Raw genomic sequence first — 15,363 nt, 5'->3', positions numbered from 1 at the left:
GGATCGTTTCACCCGTACGGATTAAAACTGCGCAGGGCTCCGGAAGGGGCCACCCCCGGCCGCCTACGGTCGCCGAATGATGAGCAGTGGCCCGGAGATCCCGCCCCGCATGACCGGCGTACACCGGGCGCACCGGGAGGTGCGCGACCGGGGGGCCGCCCGCACGCTGGCGCACCGGCCGCCGGTATGCCACGAACCGTACCTGGACGGCCTGTTCACCTACTGCCTGTCCGTGCTGTGCGACCACGACGCGGCGACCGCCGCCCTGGCCGAGGTCCTCACGCTCGCGGAGCGCCGCGGCCGGCAGGCCCCGGACGCGGCCGGGGACCGCAGGGCCTGGCTGTACGCGCTGGCCCGCTGGGCGTGTCTGCGCAAGCTGACCGAGGCCCGGCAGGAACGGCAGTTCACCCATGCGGCGGGCCGCGGCGGCCGGAGACGGCCGGACCGGACCGCCACCGCCCCGGCCGTCTCCGAGGAGGTCCAGGAGCAGCGGCGCGGTGAGCTGGCCCTGCTGGCCTGGCCGGAGGCCGCGGGCACCACACCGGAGCAGCGCGAGGCGCTCGAACTCGCCGTCCGCCACCACCTCGGTGCCCCCGAGGTCGCCGCCGTGCTCGGCATGGAACCCGTCGCCGCCCGCGACCTGCTCGCCTCCGCCGCCTGCGAGGTCGAGCGCACCCGCGCGGTGCTCGCCGTCGTCGAGGCCGGTGCCTGCCGGGGCGTGGCGCACCTCACCGGCGACAACCGGCTCGTGCTCAGCAGTACGCTGCGCCGCGAACTCGTCCGGCACGTCGACGACTGCCCGCGCTGCCGCCGTACCGCCGAGCACGCCGTCCCCGGCCACTGGCCCGGCACCAGCGTCACCCCCGACGAACTGCCCGTCCTGGCGGTTCCCGACGCCGCCCTGCGCGCGGCGATGGCGCGGCATCGCCGCGCGCGTGGTGCCGCGCCCCGCTTCGACCGGCGCGGCTTCCCGATGGATCCCAAGGACCGGATCGCGCGAAGAGAGCGGCTGCGCGCGCGTGCCGTCACGACGACCGTCGTCGCCACCGTCGTCGCGGCCCCCGTGCTCGCGCTGTGGGCCGCCTACCGGGGCACCCCCGTCGGCGAGGCCGGGGACGGCCGCTCCGCCTCCGCGCGGGAAGCCGACACGCCTGTCGAGCTGGACGGCGAGGGAGTGGGCGGCTACGAGAACGCCGGCAACGCCGGCACCCGGCCGGGGGGCCCTTTCGGCGAGGACGGCGAGGACGGCAAGGACGGCAGGAACGGCAAGGACAGCGAGGCCGACGTGTCCGTGGAGGTCGTCGACGTCACCGGGGCCGGCCGTACGGACGCCGCCGCGCTGGGCGTCACGGCAGGTCGCAGCGGTGACACCACGCTGATCACACTGAGCGCCAGGGGCTCCGCCCCGGTCCGCTGGTCCGCGTCGACGGGTGTGTCCTGGCTGTACCTGAGCCAGTCGTCGGGGACGCTCCGACCGGGCCGGTCATTGACGATCAGGGTGTACGTCGACCAGTTGCGCGAGCCGTCCGGCCGCTGGAGCGCGCGGGTGGCGGTCTCACCCGCCGGCGCCGTGGTGACCATCACCGGCCACGGCCCGGCCCCCGGCCCCTCCGCCCCCGGCGGCTCGCACTCCGGTCGTCCCGGAAGCCCGGGGACCACGCACCCCGGCTCCCCGAGCGCCCCTCCCCCGGGCCCCGGCGAGCCGGGGGGCCCGCCGCCGTCGTCCCAGGCCCCGGATCCGACGCCCACGTCACCGGCCCCCTCGGAGCCCGACCCGAGCGGGTCCCCCTCGTCCCCCGAGCCGGAGCCCACCGAGCCGGAGCCCACCGACCCGGCACCGGGCGACTCGTCCCCCACCGCACCCGCGGACTCGGCGTCACCGTCCGCCGGCGGCGGCGACGCGAGCCCGTCCGCGTCCTGACGCGTGCACCGTGCTGTGTGTCGTGTGTGCCGGGTGCGCCGTGTGTTCTGCGGGCTCCGTGCCGCGTGCCCGGAGCCCGGCGCCCCGGGAGACGGAGCGAGGCCTCAGGAAGGATCCGCCGGATGCGGTGCCACCAGCGGCAACTGCGAGGCCAGCCGTTCCTCGCACAGCTCGGCCAGCCGGTCGTAGCCGGCCTTGCCCATCAGCTCGGTCAGCTCCGCCCGGTAGGAGACGTACACCGGATCGCCCGCGCCGTGCGCCGAGGTCGCCGATGTGCACCACCAGTGCAGGTCGTGGCCGCCCGGACCCCAGCCGCGGCGGTCGTACTCGCCGATGGAAACCTGCAGCACGCGCGTGTCGTCGGGCCGGTCGATCCAGTCGTAGGTCCGCCGGATCGGAAGCTGCCAGCACACGTCCGGCTTGGTCTCCAGCGGCTCGCGGCCTTCCTTCAGGGCGAGGATGTGCAGCGAGCAGCCCATGCCACCGGCGAAGCCCGGCCGGTTCTGGAAGATGCACGAGCCCTGGAACGGCCGGGTCTGACGGTCGCCGTCCTCGTCCTCGGAGACCCAGCCGTTCCGGGTGCCCTCGGCGTGGTGCTGCCAGATGTCCGGAGTGAGCCGCGCGACGTGCCCTGCGACCCGCTTCTCGTCGTCCTCGTCCGAGAAATGCGCACCCAGGGTGCAGCAGCCGTCGTCCGCGCGGCCCGCCTGGATGCCCTGGCAGCCGCTGCCGAAAACGCAGTTCCAGCGAGAGGTCAGCCACGTCAGGTCGCAGCGGAACACCTGCTCGTCGTCCGCCGGATCGGGGAACTCCACCCACGCCCGCGCGAAGTCGAGGCCCTTCTCGTCGTTCGGCGGAACATCCGACGGCACCTGGGAAGGACCGACGACCTTTTTGGTCTTCATGTCCGCCTTCTCGGTCTTCTCGGTTTTCGCCTTTTTCGTCTTTGGCACCCGTCCAGGGTAAGTCGCCCATCTCACTGTCCGGCACCGGCTCGAGTTGCGTGGAGCGGGGTTCACGCCGCCCGGCGGGCAGTAGCGTGCAATACATGAGACTCGGTGTCCTCGACGTGGGTTCGAACACGGTGCATCTGCTGGTGGTGGACGCGCACCCCGGGGCGTGCCCGCTGCCCGCCCACTCGCACAAGGCGGACCTGCGCCTCGCCCAGCTGCTGGACGCCGACGGAGAGATCGGTGCCGACGGGACGGACCTGCTGATCTCGGTCGTCCGGGGGGCGCTCCAGGCCGCCGAGGACAAGGGCGTCGAGGAACTGCTGCCGTTCGCGACGTCGGCGGTGCGTGACGCCCGCAACGCCGACGACGTCCTCGCACGCGTGCGTGAGGAGACCGGCGTCAAGCTCCAGGTCCTCACCGGCGCGGAGGAGGCCCGGCTCACCTTCCTCGCCGCCCGTCGCTGGTTCGGCTGGTCGGCGGGAAAGCTGCTGGTCATCGACATCGGCGGCGGCTCTCTGGAGGTCGCCTTCGGCATCGACGAGGAGCCCGACGCCGCGGTGTCGCTGCCGCTGGGCGCCGGCCGTCTCACCACCGCCCGGCTGCCCGGCGACCCGCCGGTACCGGACGACGTCCGCGCGCTGCGCCGGCACGTCCGCGCGGAGATCGCCCGTACGGTCGGCGAGTTCAGCCGCCTCGGCCCGCCCGACCGCGTGGTGGCCACCTCCAAGACCTTCAAGCAGCTCGCCCGCATCGCGGGCGCCGCCCGCTCCGCCGAGGGCCCGTACGTCCCGCGTGAGCTCAAGCGCCAGTCCCTGGAGGGCTGGGTGTCGCGGCTGTCCGGCATGACCACCGCCGAGCGCGCCGGGCTTCCCGGCGTCTCCGAGGGCCGCGCGGGCCAGCTGGTGGCCGGGGCCCTGGTGGCGGAGGCCGCGATGGACCTGTTCGGCGTGGAGTGCCTGGAGATCTGCCCCTGGGCCCTGCGCGAGGGCGTCATACTGCGCCGCCTGGACCACATGGGCCCGGCGTAGCGACGTCCGCGCGGCGGGTGGGTGAGGGGCGGCCCGTGTTCGGTCAGATCGATCACACGGCGGGTGCCCGGACCGGCGGCCGAGGGCACCGGACAAGCGCCCCGTGCCCTGCGGACATGCCGTTCCGGCGGGGAAGAACGGCTCCGGCCGAAGCGCATCGCTCGCGTCCCGCCCGTCGAACACACCCCGTACGCTGTCCCTCGTGGCAGAACCAGCGGTGCGCATCCCGGATGCGAAGGTCGCTCTGTCGACGGCCTCCGTCTATCCGGAGTCGACGGCGACGGCCTTCGAGATCGCCGCACGCCTCGGGTACGACGGCGTCGAGGTCATGGTGTGGACCGACCCGGTCAGCCAGGACATCGAGGCGCTGCGCAGACTCAGCGACTACCACCGGATCCCCGTCCTCGCCGTGCACGCCCCCTGCCTGCTCATCACGCAGCGCGTGTGGTCCACCGACCCCTGGACCAAGCTCCAGCGGGCCCGTTCCGCCGCCGAGCGGCTCGGGGCCACCACGGTCGTCGTCCATCCGCCCTTCCGCTGGCAGCGCCACTACGCCCGCGACTTCGTCGACGGGGTCTGGCGGATGGCGGACGAGACGGATGTGCGGTTCGCCGTGGAGAACATGTACCCCTGGCGCTACCGCGACCGCGAGATGCTCGCCTACGCCCCCGACTGGGACGTCACCAAGGACGACTACCGCCACTTCACGATCGATCTCAGTCACGCCTCGACCGCCCGCACCGACGCCCTGGGGATGCTCGACCGTATGGGCGACCGCCTCGGTCACGTCCACCTCGCCGACGGCCGGGGCTCGGCCAAGGACGAGCACCTCGTGCCCGGCCGCGGCGACCAGCCGTGCGCCGAGGTGCTGGAGCGCCTCGCGGCCGACGGCTTCGACGGCCATGTCGTCATCGAGGTCAACACCCGTCGCGCCATGTCCAGCGCTGAGCGCGAGGCCGACCTTGCGGAGGCGCTCGCGTTCACCCGCCTGCACCTGGCGTCCGGGTCCACGGGATCCACAGGACCCGCAGGGTCTTCGGCGCTCTGGGCGCCGAGGCGATGACCGACGTCAGCGCGTCCGGCGGCCCGGACACGCCCCCCGGTGGCAGCGGCACCGCCCGGCGCCGCGGCCGTCCTCCGCGTACGGAGTCGGCCGGCACCCGCGACCGCATCCTGGACGCCGCCCGCGAGGAGTTCTCCGAACGCGGGTACGAGAAGACCTCCGTACGGGGGATCGCCAAGTCGGCCGGCGTCGACTCCGCGCTGGTCCACCACTACTTCGGCACCAAGGAACAGGTCTTCGAGGCGGCCGTCGAGGTCGCCTTCGCCCCCGCGCTCAAGGGCCGGGACGCCGTCCTCGACGCTCCCGTCGGGGAGGTCGGCGAGCGGATGACCCGGATGATCCTCGATCTGTGGGAGAACCCGGTGACCCGGACCCCGCTGCTCGCGATCGTCCGGTCCGCAGTCAACAACGAGGCCGCGGCCGGCGTCTTCCGTCGCCTGGTCGCCAGCCAGTTGCTGCGCAGGATCGCGGGGCAGCTCGACCTGCCGGACGCGGAGCTGCGCGCCGAGCTCGCCGCCGCCCAGCTGGTCGGGATCGCGATGATCCGGTACGTGATCAAGGTGGAGCCGCTGGCCTCGGCGGACCCCGAGCAGATCATCAGACGGGTGGCGCCGGTGGTGCAGGGGCATCTGACCGGTCGGTGACCGGCCCCTGACGCACCCGCGGCCCACCGCTCCCGCGCCGAGACACGTATCTCGCAATCCGGACACCCTGTCCCGATCCCTGGATGACCGGCGTACGCTCGACCGGAGTCAGAACTCTCTGACCCCGGCACCCTGAGAAGGTCTGAAGGAGCGAGCGACGATGCCCGAGCTGAGGTCCCGCACAGTCACCCACGGCCGCAACATGGCGGGCGCACGTGCCCTGATGCGAGCCTCCGGTGTACCGGGCGCGGACATCGGCCGCAAGCCGATCATCGCCGTCGCCAACAGCTTCACGGAGTTCGTCCCCGGCCACACCCACCTCGCGCCGGTGGGCAGGATCGTCAGCGAGGCGGTCGTCGAGGCCGGCGGCATCCCGCGTGAGTTCAACACGATCGCCGTCGACGACGGCATCGCGATGGGCCACGGCGGCATGCTGTACTCGCTGCCCTCCCGCGACCTGATCGCGGACAGCGTGGAGTACATGGTCGAGGCGCACCGCGCGGACGCCCTGATCTGCATCTCCAACTGTGACAAGATCACCCCAGGCATGCTCAACGCCGCCCTGCGGCTGAACATCCCCACGGTCTTCGTCTCCGGCGGCCCGATGGAGGCCGGCCGGGCCACCCTGGTCGACGGCACGGTCCGCACGCTGGACCTGATCGACGCGATGGTGGACGCCGCCAACGACCAGATCTCCGACGCCGACGTCCTGCGCATCGAGGAGAACGCCTGCCCGACCTGCGGCAGCTGTTCCGGCATGTTCACCGCCAACTCGATGAACTGCCTCACCGAGGCCATCGGCCTGTCCCTCCCCGGTAACGGCTCGGTCCTCGCCACCCACACGGCCCGCAGGGCGCTCTACGAGAACGCCGCCCGCACGGTCATGGACATCACCCGCCGCTACTACGAGCAGGACGACGAGACGGTCCTGCCGCGCGGCATCGCCACCGTCGCGGCCTTCGAGAACGCGATGGCGCTGGACATCGCCATGGGCGGCTCGACCAACACGATCCTGCACCTGCTGGCCGCCGCCCAGGAGGCGGAGGTCCCGTTCGGCCTGACCGAGATCGACGCCCTCTCGCGCCGCGTGCCCTGCCTGGCGAAGGTGGCGCCCAACGTCGCCAAGGACCGCACGTACTACATGGAGGACGTGCACCGCGCGGGCGGCATCCCCGCCCTGCTCGGCGAACTGCACCGCGCGGGCATGCTGAACGAGGACGTGCACTCGGTCCACAGCCCGTCCCTGGCCGACTGGCTGAAGACCTGGGACATCCGCGGCGGCTCCCCGTCCGCGGAGGCGGTGGAGCTGTGGCACGCGGCCCCCGGCTGCGTGCGCTCCGCCGAGGCGTTCTCCCAGTCCGAGCGCTGGGACGCCCTCGACGAGGACGCCGAGGGCGGCTGCATCCGCTCCGCCGAGCACGCCTACTCCAAGGACGGCGGCCTGGCCGTGCTGCGCGGCAACCTCGCCGTGGACGGCTGCGTGGTCAAGACGGCCGGCGTCGACGAGTCCATCTGGACCTTCGAGGGCCCGGCGGTCGTCTGCGAGTCGCAGGACGAGGCCGTCGAGAAGATCCTCACCAAGCAGGTCGAGGAGGGCGACGTCGTCGTCATCCGCTACGAGGGCCCCAAGGGCGGCCCCGGCATGCAGGAGATGCTCTACCCGACGTCGTACCTGAAGAGCCGCGGCCTCGGAAAGGCCTGCGCCCTGATCACCGACGGCCGCTTCTCCGGCGGCACCTCCGGCCTCTCCATCGGCCACGCCTCCCCGGAGGCGGCGTCGGGCGGCACCATCGCCCTGGTGGCGGAGGGCGACCGCATCCGCATCGACATCCCGAACCGCTCGATCGAGCTCCTGGTGGACGACGCCGAGCTGGCCCGCCGCGAGCGGGAACTGAACGGCACGTACGCGCCGAAGAACCGCGACCGCAAGGTCTCGGCGGCTCTGAAGGCGTACGCGGCCATGGCCACGAGCGCCGACAAGGGCGCGGTGCGGGACATCTCGAAGCTCGCCTGACACCGGCCCGACACCAGCACCACGCGCGCGCGGCCCCTCATCCGTGGGGCACGCGCGCGTGGTGCTCCCTACCAGTCCGCCGGGTCCCGGCCGTCCACGGCGAAGACCGTGCCGTCGGGGGCGGCGGCGTAGACGTGGCCGTCGGCGAGCACCGGCTCGGGCAGCGCGGCGACGACCCGGTCGGAGGCATCCGCCATCCGGGGCCCCGTCTGCCCGACGAGGCGCCCCACCCGCGCGTCCACGGCGAGCAGCCGCCCGTCGGGCGCCGTGAGGAAGACGTGCCGCGCGTCGGCCACCGGCGCGGACGTACGGGCCGCACCGGTTTCCAGGCTCCACCGCTGCCGCAGCGCGCCCATGTCGACGGCCACGACCCGGCCGCCGGCCCCCGTCAGATGGGCGACCTCCCCGTGCACGGTGCCCTGAACCTGCGCCAGTGGGACGGACAGCGCCACCCGCCGTACCTCCCGGCTGTCCGGCGTGTAGCGGACCAGGGCCTCGGTCTCGCCGTAGACCGGGTCCGCGGAGGTGAGGACGACCGACCCGCCCGTGGTGCCGACCGGCTTCAGCATCCCCGTCAACCGCGCGTCCCACCGCACCTCACCCGTCCGCGGATCGACGGCCGTGACCCGGGTGTGCAAGCCGTCGTCGGACGTGCTCGTGGCGTACGCCAGCGGATCTCCCGCGAACGAGTCGAAGAGCGGGACGCCGTGTCCCGGTATCCGCCCGGTCCACCCCGTGTCGCCCGAGGCGCTGTCCACGCCGGTGACCGTGCCGTCGGCGCCGGTGAGCAGAAGCGTGTCGCCAGCGACGGCCAGGCCGCCGGACTCGGCGGTGTCCTGCCGCCACACGGGCTTCCCCGAGGCCGGGTGGAGCGCCGCCGGCCCGTCGCCCCGGCTCGGCGCGGACTGCACGAGACCGCCCGACACGACCGGCGGGCCGCCCGGTGCCGACCGCGCGACGGTGTGCCGCCACAGCGTGCCGCCGTCGTCCGGATCGAGGGCGAACACCTGCCCTGGCAGGGCGCAGAACAGCCGGCCCGCTCCGTACGAGCACTGCGGGGTGCCCTGCTCCCCCGACGGCGCCACCTCCCACGCCCGGAACGCGGCCGCCGTGGTCCGCACGCCGGTGGTCCGTCTCTCCTGGGCTTCGTCGCCGAGCAGTTGGAGGGAGAACAGCGTGCCGAAGACGGCGAGGGCGAGCGCCCCGCCCCCGAACAGCGCCCGCTTGCTCAGCGGAGGCCGCGCGGAGCGCCGGGCCGCCGCCTGCCCGGCGGGGAGTTCCCCGGCATCCGCCCCGGGCCCGGAGCCGTGCTCTGCCGTTCCGGGTTCTTCAGGTTCTTTAAGTTCCTCGGGTTCCTCGGGTTCCGGTTCCACCTGGTGGCCGGGTACGGCGCCCGTCGGGGCCGTCTGCTCCGTCCGCTGTGCCGGTATGAAGGCCTCGGCCAAGAACGCCCGGGTGTCGTACGAGGCCGCGACGGACCGCAGCTCCCGCATCAGCTCGTCCGGGGAGGGCCGGTCCTCGGGTTCCTTGGCCAGGCAGCGCAGCACCAGCGGTGCGAGTCCCTCCGGCACACCGGTCAGATCGGGCTCGTCGTGCACGACCTGGTAGGCGACGACGTACGGGCTGTCGGAGTCGAACGGACCGCGTCCGGTGGCCGCGTGCACCAGGAGCGAACCGAGCGCGAAGATGTCGGCGGAGGGCCCCACTTCACGAGGGCGCCGGAACTGCTCGGGTGCCATGAAGGGCGGGGTGCCGATCAACTTCCCCGTCTCGGTCCGCAGTTCGCTGTCCTTCGGCCGAGAGATGCCGAAATCGATGACCTTCGGCCCGTCCTCGGCGAGCAGCACGTTGCTGGGCTTCAGATCGCGGTGCACCACTCCGACGCGGTGGATGTCCCGCAGTCCCTCCGCGAGTCCGGCCATCAGTCTGCGCAACTGGGGCGAGGGCATCGGGCCGTTCCGCTTCACATGCTCGGCGAGGGTCGGTCCGGGGATGAACAGCGTTGCCATCCAGGGCCGTTCGGCCTCCGGGTCGGCGTCGACGACCGGTGCGGTGAAGGCGCCGCTGACCCGCCGGGCCGCCGCCACCTCCTGCCGGAAACGTCCTCTGAACTCGCGGTCCCGTGCGAACTGGGCGTGCACGACCTTCACCGCGAGCTTCAGCCCGGACGTACTCCGGGCCAGATGCACCACACCCATTCCACCGGAGCCGAGGCGCGACTCGAGACGGTAGTGACCGGCGTACTCGGGAAGTTCCGCTTCCGCGCCCGCTCCGGCGTTCCGCTGCGGCGCCATGGAACCACCCCCGTGCTGTTCGTTCGCACGCGCGACGCACGGAGCCTAGTCGATGACACGTACGAGACCGAGGCGGCTCGCTGGCGTCCGTGTTCCACGAGTGAACAGGTGTGCGTGGCGTGTTTCAGGGGAAGGAACGGACCCCCATGACCGTCATGGGGTGCACCACGGGGGAGGCTTTCCATGTCAGTCGACCATGCCGCTGAGGCAGAGGACACCGGCGAGACGGAGTCCGTCAGCACGGCGGCCCTGCGTTATTACCCGGTCGCACCGGGCGTCCGTCTCAACGTCCGCAGCGGTCCGGGCACCGGGTACACCGTCGTCCGCGTCCTGGCGGAGGGGGCGAAGGTCCCCATCTCCTGCCAGACCCCGGGGACCACGGTCACGGGCCCGTACGGCACGTCGAAGATCTGGGACAACATCGGCAACGGCGAGTACGTCTCGGACGCCTACGTGAAGACGGGCAGCGACGGCTACGTGGCATCGCGCTGCGCCTGACCCCCCGGAGCCCGCGGCGCGCCCGGAGCCATAATCGATGCGTGAGCGCAGAGAACGGCACCCCGGACAGCACCGCGGGCTCCCCGGGAGCCCCGGCGGGCCCCCGCCCCGAGCCCATCCGCTTCTTCGGCACGACCTGGGTCGACCACGACAACGGCTACGCGGCCCGCAGGGTCGGCGTCGCCGTCGGCTCCCTCGCCGCCGCGGCCGTCTCCTGCCTGGCCCTGCGCATCGCCTACCAGGGCCTTCGGATCGCCGAGGTCGGCGGCTTCGTCGGGATCCTCGCGGTCGGGATGTTCGCGGTCTGCAGCGCCCTCGCGTTCGGGCACACCTGGGAGGCGTTCAAGCGCCGCCCCGACCCCGACCGGCAGCGGTCCCTCCGCGGTCTGCTCAGCATCGGCTTCGTCGGCTCCCTCCTCGCCTACTTCTTCCGCTCCCTCGCCGAGGCCCCCGGCGAGAAGCTCCACCGCGAGGAGTACCGGACGGCCCGCGAGCAGTACGAGAGGCGGATCTCCCGCCGCTCCGGCAACCCCGGGAAGCGCCGCCGCCCGTAGGGCCCCGACCCGCAGTACGGGATCCTCCCCGCCCCTTCCGGCAACCCCCGGACGCGTTCGACGACCTCGACATGCCAGATGTCAGGCGCCGGCGCGTCCCTTCGGCATGCCCGAACCCGCCGAGCCCGCGCCGCCCTCGCCCACCGCCCGCCACCGCTTGACGTGTCCAGCCCCCGAGAGGATTATTCATCGCATGATGAATTACTCCTCCGGCCCCCCGCGCCCGGACGACGACACCCCTGCCGTCCGCGCCCAGGGCCTCACCGTCGTCCGAGGCCCCCGCACCGTCCTGCACGGCCTCGACTTCACCGTCCCGCGCGGCCAGGTCACCGGCCTCCTCGGCCCCTCCGGCTGCGGCAAGTCGACCCTGATGCGGGCCATCGTCGGCACCCAGGCCAAGGTCACCGGCGCCCTGGACGTCCTCGGCCTCCCCGCGGGCCACCCCGCCCTGCGCACCCGCATCGGCTACGTCACCCAGGCGCCCTCGGTCTACGACGACCTGTCGGTCCGGCAGAACCTCGACTACTTCGCCGCGATCCTCGACCCGGGCCGAGCAGCCGCCGACCGCCGCCACGAGAACGTCACCCGCGCGATCACCGACGTCGACCTCACCAGTCACGCCGACGCCCTCGCCGGAAACCTCTCCGGCGGTCAGCGCAGCCGCGTCTCCCTGGCCGTCGCCCTCCTCGGCACCCCCGAACTGCTGGTCCTCGACGAACCCACGGTCGGCCTCGACCCCGTCCTGCGCCGCGACCTCTGGCAGCTCTTCCACGACCTCGCCGCCGAACGGGGCGCGAGCCTGCTGATCTCCTCCCACGTCATGGACGAGGCCGAGCGCTGTCACCGCCTCCTGCTCATGCGCGCGGGCGAGATCCTCGCCGACGACACCCCCGACGCCCTCCGCACCCGCACCGGCTCCGAAACCGTCGAGGCCGCCTTCCTGCACCTGGTGGACGCGGCGGCCGAGGCAAGCCGCACGAAGGAGACCTCACGATGAGCACCCCCCGTACGACCACCCGCCCCTCCGCCCCGCCGAGCGCCCTGAACGCCTCCCGCACCCTCGCCACCGCGGCCCGGGTCCTGCGCCAGCTCCGCCACGACCCGCGCACGATCGCGCTGATGCTGCTCGTCCCCTGCCTGATGCTGCTCCTGCTCCGCTACGTGTTCGACGGCAGCCCGCGCGTCTTCGACAACATCGGCGCCTCGCTCCTCGGGATCTTCCCGCTGATCACGATGTTCCTGGTCACCTCCATCGCCACCCTGCGCGAGCGCACCTCCGGCACCCTCGAACGCCTCCTCGCGATGCCCCTCGGCAAGGGCGACCTGATCGCCGGCTACGCCCTCGCCTTCGGCGCGATCGCGATCGTCCAGTCGGCCCTGGCCACCGGACTGGCGGTCTGGTTCCTGGGTCTCGACGTCGTCGGCAGCCCGTGGCTGCTCCTCCTGGTGGCCCTGCTCGACGCCCTCCTCGGCACGGCCCTCGGCCTCTTCGTCTCGGCCTTCGCGGCCTCGGAATTCCAGGCGGTCCAGTTCATGCCGGCAGTGATCTTCCCCCAACTCCTCCTCTGCGGGCTCTTCGCCGCACGCGCCACCATGCATCCCGTCCTCGAGGGCATCTCCGACGTCCTCCCCATGTCCTACGCCGTGGACGGCATGAACGAGGTCCTCATGCACACCGACATGACCACCGCCTTCGTACGCGACGTCCTGATCGTCGCCGGCTGCGCCCTGCTCGTCCTCGCCCTGGGCGCGGCGACCCTGCGACGCAGGACGGCCTGACACCACGGGCCGCCCGTCCGGGCGGCTCACCCGGGACGCCCCCGAACCGGCCATCCGGCCGTCCGCCCACCGGACACCACCCCACCCCCGGGCCACCCGAGTGCGAGGATGAACCAGGACGACGCGCACACCCCGGAAGGCACCCCCAGCCATGGCTCAGAAAGTCGCAGTCCTCGGCACCGGCAAGATCGGTGAAGCCCTGCTCAGCGGAATGATCCGCGGCGGCTGGGCCCCCGCCGACCTCCTGGTCACCGCCCGCCGCCAGGAACGGGCCGACGAACTCCGCGCCCGTTACGGAGTCACCCCGGTCTCCAACCTCGAAGCCGCCAAGACCGCCGACACCCTGATCCTCACGGTCAAACCGCAGGACATGGCAGCCCTCCTCGTCGAACTCGCCCCGTACGTCCCCGCCGACCGTCTCGTCATCAGCGGCGCCGCCGGTATCCCCACCTCCTTCTACGAGGAGCGCCTCGCCGCCGGCACCCCGGTGGTGCGCGTCATGACCAACACCCCCGCCCTGGTCGACGAGGCCATGTCGGTCATCTCCGCCGGCAGCCACGCCACCCCCGAACACGTCGCCCACGCCGAGGAGATCTTCGGTTCCGTCGGCAAGACCCTCCGCGTCCCGGAATCCCAGCAGGACGCCTGCACCGCCCTCTCCGGCTCCGGCCCGGCGTACTTCTTCTACCTGGTCGAAGCCATGACCGACGCAGGCATCCTGCTCGGCCTGCCCCGCGACAAGGCCCACGACCTGATCGTCCAGTCCGCGATCGGCGCCGCGACCATGCTCCGCGACAGCGGTGAGCACCCCGTGAGGCTCCGCGAGAACGTCACCTCCCCGGCCGGCACCACCATCAACGCCATCCGCGAGCTCGAGAACCACGGCGTACGGGCCGCCCTCATCGCCGCCCTCGAAGCAGCCCGCGACCGCAGCCGCGAACTGGCTTCCGGCACCAAGGACTGAAAAGCCCAGAACCCCTGGTGGCCACCCCGCCGAGCGAGGCGGCCCGCGCTATGCCCTGACCGCCGGAAGCAGCCCGATCGCCTGATGCGCGGCATCCACGGTCGGCCGAGCCATGCCCCTCGCCCGCTCCGCGCCCTCCCGCAGCACTCCCTCCACATAGCCGGGATCCGCGCACAACTCCTTGTGCTTCTCCCGCACCGGCCTCAGCACCTCGACCACGGCCTCCGCGGTGTCCTTCTTCAAAGCCCCGTACGACTCATACGCACCGGCCAACGACTTCGGGTCCCCACCCGAGCACGCCGCGAGGATCTCCAGCAGATTCGTCACCCCCGGCCGCGCCTCCCTGTCGTACACCACGTCGCGCCCGCTGTCGGTCACCGCTCGCACGACCTTCTTCCGCACCACGTCCGGCTCGTCCAGCAGATAGACGATCCCCGGTCCGACATCGTCGCTCTTCCCCATCTTCGACATCGGGTCCTGCAGATTCATCACCCGTGCCGCCACCGCGGGATGCGTGGCCCGGGGCACCACGAAGGTGTGCCCGTACCGCTGGTTGAACCGCACGGCCAGATCCCGCGCCAGCTCCACGTGCGGCCTCTGGTCGTCACCCACGGGCACCTCGTCCGCCCCGTACGCCAGGATGTCCGCCGCCATCAGCACGGGATACGTCAGCAGCGACAGCCGCACGCTCCCGCCCCGCCGCTGCTCCCGCGCGGCCTTCTCCCTGTACTGGATCATCCGCCGCGTCTCGCCGTCGGTCGCCACGCACTCCAGCAGGTACGACAGGCGGGCGTGTTCATCGACATGGCTCTGCACGAACACGGTGCACGACTTCGGATCCAGCCCGATGGCCAGCAGCAGCGTCGCCGCCTGCCGGCTCAGTCTGCGTACCCGCGCCGGATCGTGGTCCACGGTCAGTGCGTGCAGATCGACGACGCAGAACACCGAGTCCGCCCGGTGCTGGTCGACCGCGGCCCACCGCCGCATGGCCCCCAGGTAGTTCCCCAGAGTCAGATGGCCGGTCGGTTTGATCCCGCTGAAAACCCGTGTCATCTCTTTCCGTCTCCGTCTCCCGGTCGTGCCCGCCGTCTCGGCCGGCCGCCTCCGGAGTCCTGGATGGAGAGACGAAAACGGCCGCCTGAACGGCGGCCGTTGAGTGCATACGTAGGACGGCCGCTGTCAGGCGGCCCACCAGGACTGGCTGTACGTACGCGTGGTCATGCGGGCCAGGCTACGCCCTGGAGGCGGCCCGCGGGGGCGGATCGGAGCGAGAGTTGACATGCTCCGGTGTGATCAGTACTGTTCTCCGAGTTGTCCGACGTGAGCACCGACTCCGGTCGGTCCCCGGGCAGCCATCCCGCAAGTACCGCAACTGCTCGACGGCAGTCTTCTGTCTGTCGTCATGTCATTGGTGCGTGTATTCGTGGAATGAGGAATCCGCGTTCGAAAGGGCGCAGGCCCCCGATTAGCTCGGGAGTCAGGAATCCGCTAGAGTCTCACCTCGTCGGAACGGCCCAACGGCCGGAAAGACAAACCCCGCTGACCGGGGGTCAGATCGAAGAAAAAGATCTGATAGAGTCGGAGCCGCCGGAAAGGGAAACGCGAAAAGCGGACACCCGGAAGGCGAAACCCCGAGGAAATCGGATCGGAA

13 protein-coding genes are annotated in these 15,363 nt (G+C 72.2%); 10 read left to right on the top strand and 3 right to left on the bottom strand.

Going from position 1 to position 15,363, the window contains the following annotated elements:
* Positions 1–76: 76 nt before the first annotated feature.
* A complete protein-coding gene (locus JL475_RS31025) occupies positions 77–1,921 on the top strand; it encodes a hypothetical protein (RefSeq protein WP_202281334.1) in 1,845 nt (614 codons plus the stop codon).
* Between the two features lie 104 nt (positions 1,922–2,025).
* Here the strand turns inward: JL475_RS31025 and JL475_RS31020 are convergent, their stop codons facing one another.
* A complete protein-coding gene (locus JL475_RS31020) occupies positions 2,026–2,874 on the bottom strand; it encodes a hypothetical protein (RefSeq protein WP_202281333.1) in 849 nt (282 codons plus the stop codon).
* A 95-nt stretch (positions 2,875–2,969) separates the two neighbouring features.
* Here JL475_RS31020 and JL475_RS31015 point away from each other — a divergent pair, with 95 nt between their 5' ends.
* The 4 genes from JL475_RS31015 (at position 2,970) to ilvD (ending at position 7,623) form a co-directional block, all read left to right on the top strand.
* The gene (locus JL475_RS31015) at positions 2,970–3,902 is read left to right on the top strand and encodes a Ppx/GppA phosphatase family protein (RefSeq protein ID WP_202281332.1); all 933 of its coding nucleotides are present in this window, start codon (positions 2,970–2,972) and stop codon (positions 3,900–3,902) included.
* Between the two features lie 202 nt (positions 3,903–4,104).
* Positions 4,105–4,965, top strand: a complete 861-nt coding sequence (locus tag JL475_RS31010) for a sugar phosphate isomerase/epimerase (protein ID WP_202281331.1) — start codon at positions 4,105–4,107, stop codon at positions 4,963–4,965.
* Positions 4,962–5,609: a TetR/AcrR family transcriptional regulator gene (locus tag JL475_RS31005; protein WP_202281330.1), complete on the top strand. Its 648-nt coding sequence runs from the start codon at positions 4,962–4,964 to the stop codon at positions 5,607–5,609. The genes JL475_RS31010 and JL475_RS31005 overlap by 4 nt, the downstream gene beginning before the upstream one ends.
* Positions 5,610–5,769: 160 nt before the next feature.
* Positions 5,770–7,623, top strand: coding sequence for a dihydroxy-acid dehydratase (gene ilvD / locus JL475_RS31000; RefSeq protein ID WP_202281329.1), 1,854 nt, complete (start codon positions 5,770–5,772; stop codon positions 7,621–7,623).
* Positions 7,624–7,691: 68 nt separating this feature from the next.
* On the opposite strand, the gene JL475_RS30995 is transcribed toward ilvD, so the two are convergent.
* Entirely contained in the window at positions 7,692–9,917 is a 2,226-nt protein-coding gene (locus JL475_RS30995; protein WP_202281328.1) for a serine/threonine-protein kinase, read from the bottom strand.
* Positions 9,918–10,100: 183 nt separating this feature from the next.
* Between JL475_RS30995 and JL475_RS30990 the strand changes: the two genes are divergently transcribed.
* The 5 genes from JL475_RS30990 to proC all read left to right on the top strand — a co-directional run bounded on the left by JL475_RS30990 (position 10,101) and on the right by proC (position 13,712).
* On the top strand, positions 10,101–10,415 hold the full coding sequence (locus JL475_RS30990) for an SH3 domain-containing protein (RefSeq protein WP_202281327.1): 315 nt from the start codon (positions 10,101–10,103) through the stop codon (positions 10,413–10,415).
* Positions 10,416–10,456: 41 nt separating this feature from the next.
* Entirely contained in the window at positions 10,457–10,969 is a 513-nt protein-coding gene (locus JL475_RS30985; RefSeq protein WP_202281326.1) for an EamA/RhaT family transporter, read from the top strand.
* A gap of 193 nt (positions 10,970–11,162) precedes the next feature.
* On the top strand, positions 11,163–11,966 hold the full coding sequence (locus tag JL475_RS30980) for an ABC transporter ATP-binding protein (RefSeq protein WP_202281325.1): 804 nt from the start codon (positions 11,163–11,165) through the stop codon (positions 11,964–11,966).
* Positions 11,963–12,748, top strand: coding sequence for an ABC transporter permease (locus JL475_RS30975; protein WP_202281324.1), 786 nt, complete (start codon positions 11,963–11,965; stop codon positions 12,746–12,748). Before JL475_RS30980 ends, JL475_RS30975 begins: the two co-directional genes overlap by 4 nt.
* Positions 12,749–12,899: 151 nt before the next feature.
* Positions 12,900–13,712 carry a pyrroline-5-carboxylate reductase gene (gene proC / locus JL475_RS30970; protein WP_202281323.1) on the top strand — a complete coding sequence of 271 codons (813 nt, stop codon included), beginning with the start codon at positions 12,900–12,902 and terminating at the stop codon, positions 13,710–13,712.
* A 48-nt stretch (positions 13,713–13,760) separates the two neighbouring features.
* On the opposite strand, the gene trpS is transcribed toward proC, so the two are convergent.
* Positions 13,761–14,765 (bottom strand): tryptophan--tRNA ligase, encoded by a 1,005-nt coding sequence (trpS, locus tag JL475_RS30965; protein ID WP_202281322.1) that lies wholly within the window; start codon positions 14,763–14,765, stop codon positions 13,761–13,763.
* Between the last annotated feature and the right edge of the window lie 598 nt (positions 14,766–15,363).

Source organism: Streptomyces sp. M2CJ-2 (genome assembly GCF_016757295.1).
GTDB lineage: Bacteria > Actinomycetota > Actinomycetes > Streptomycetales > Streptomycetaceae > Streptomyces.
Note: the sequence above shows the minus strand (reverse complement) of the source record. Positions and strands in the feature narration are given on the sequence as shown.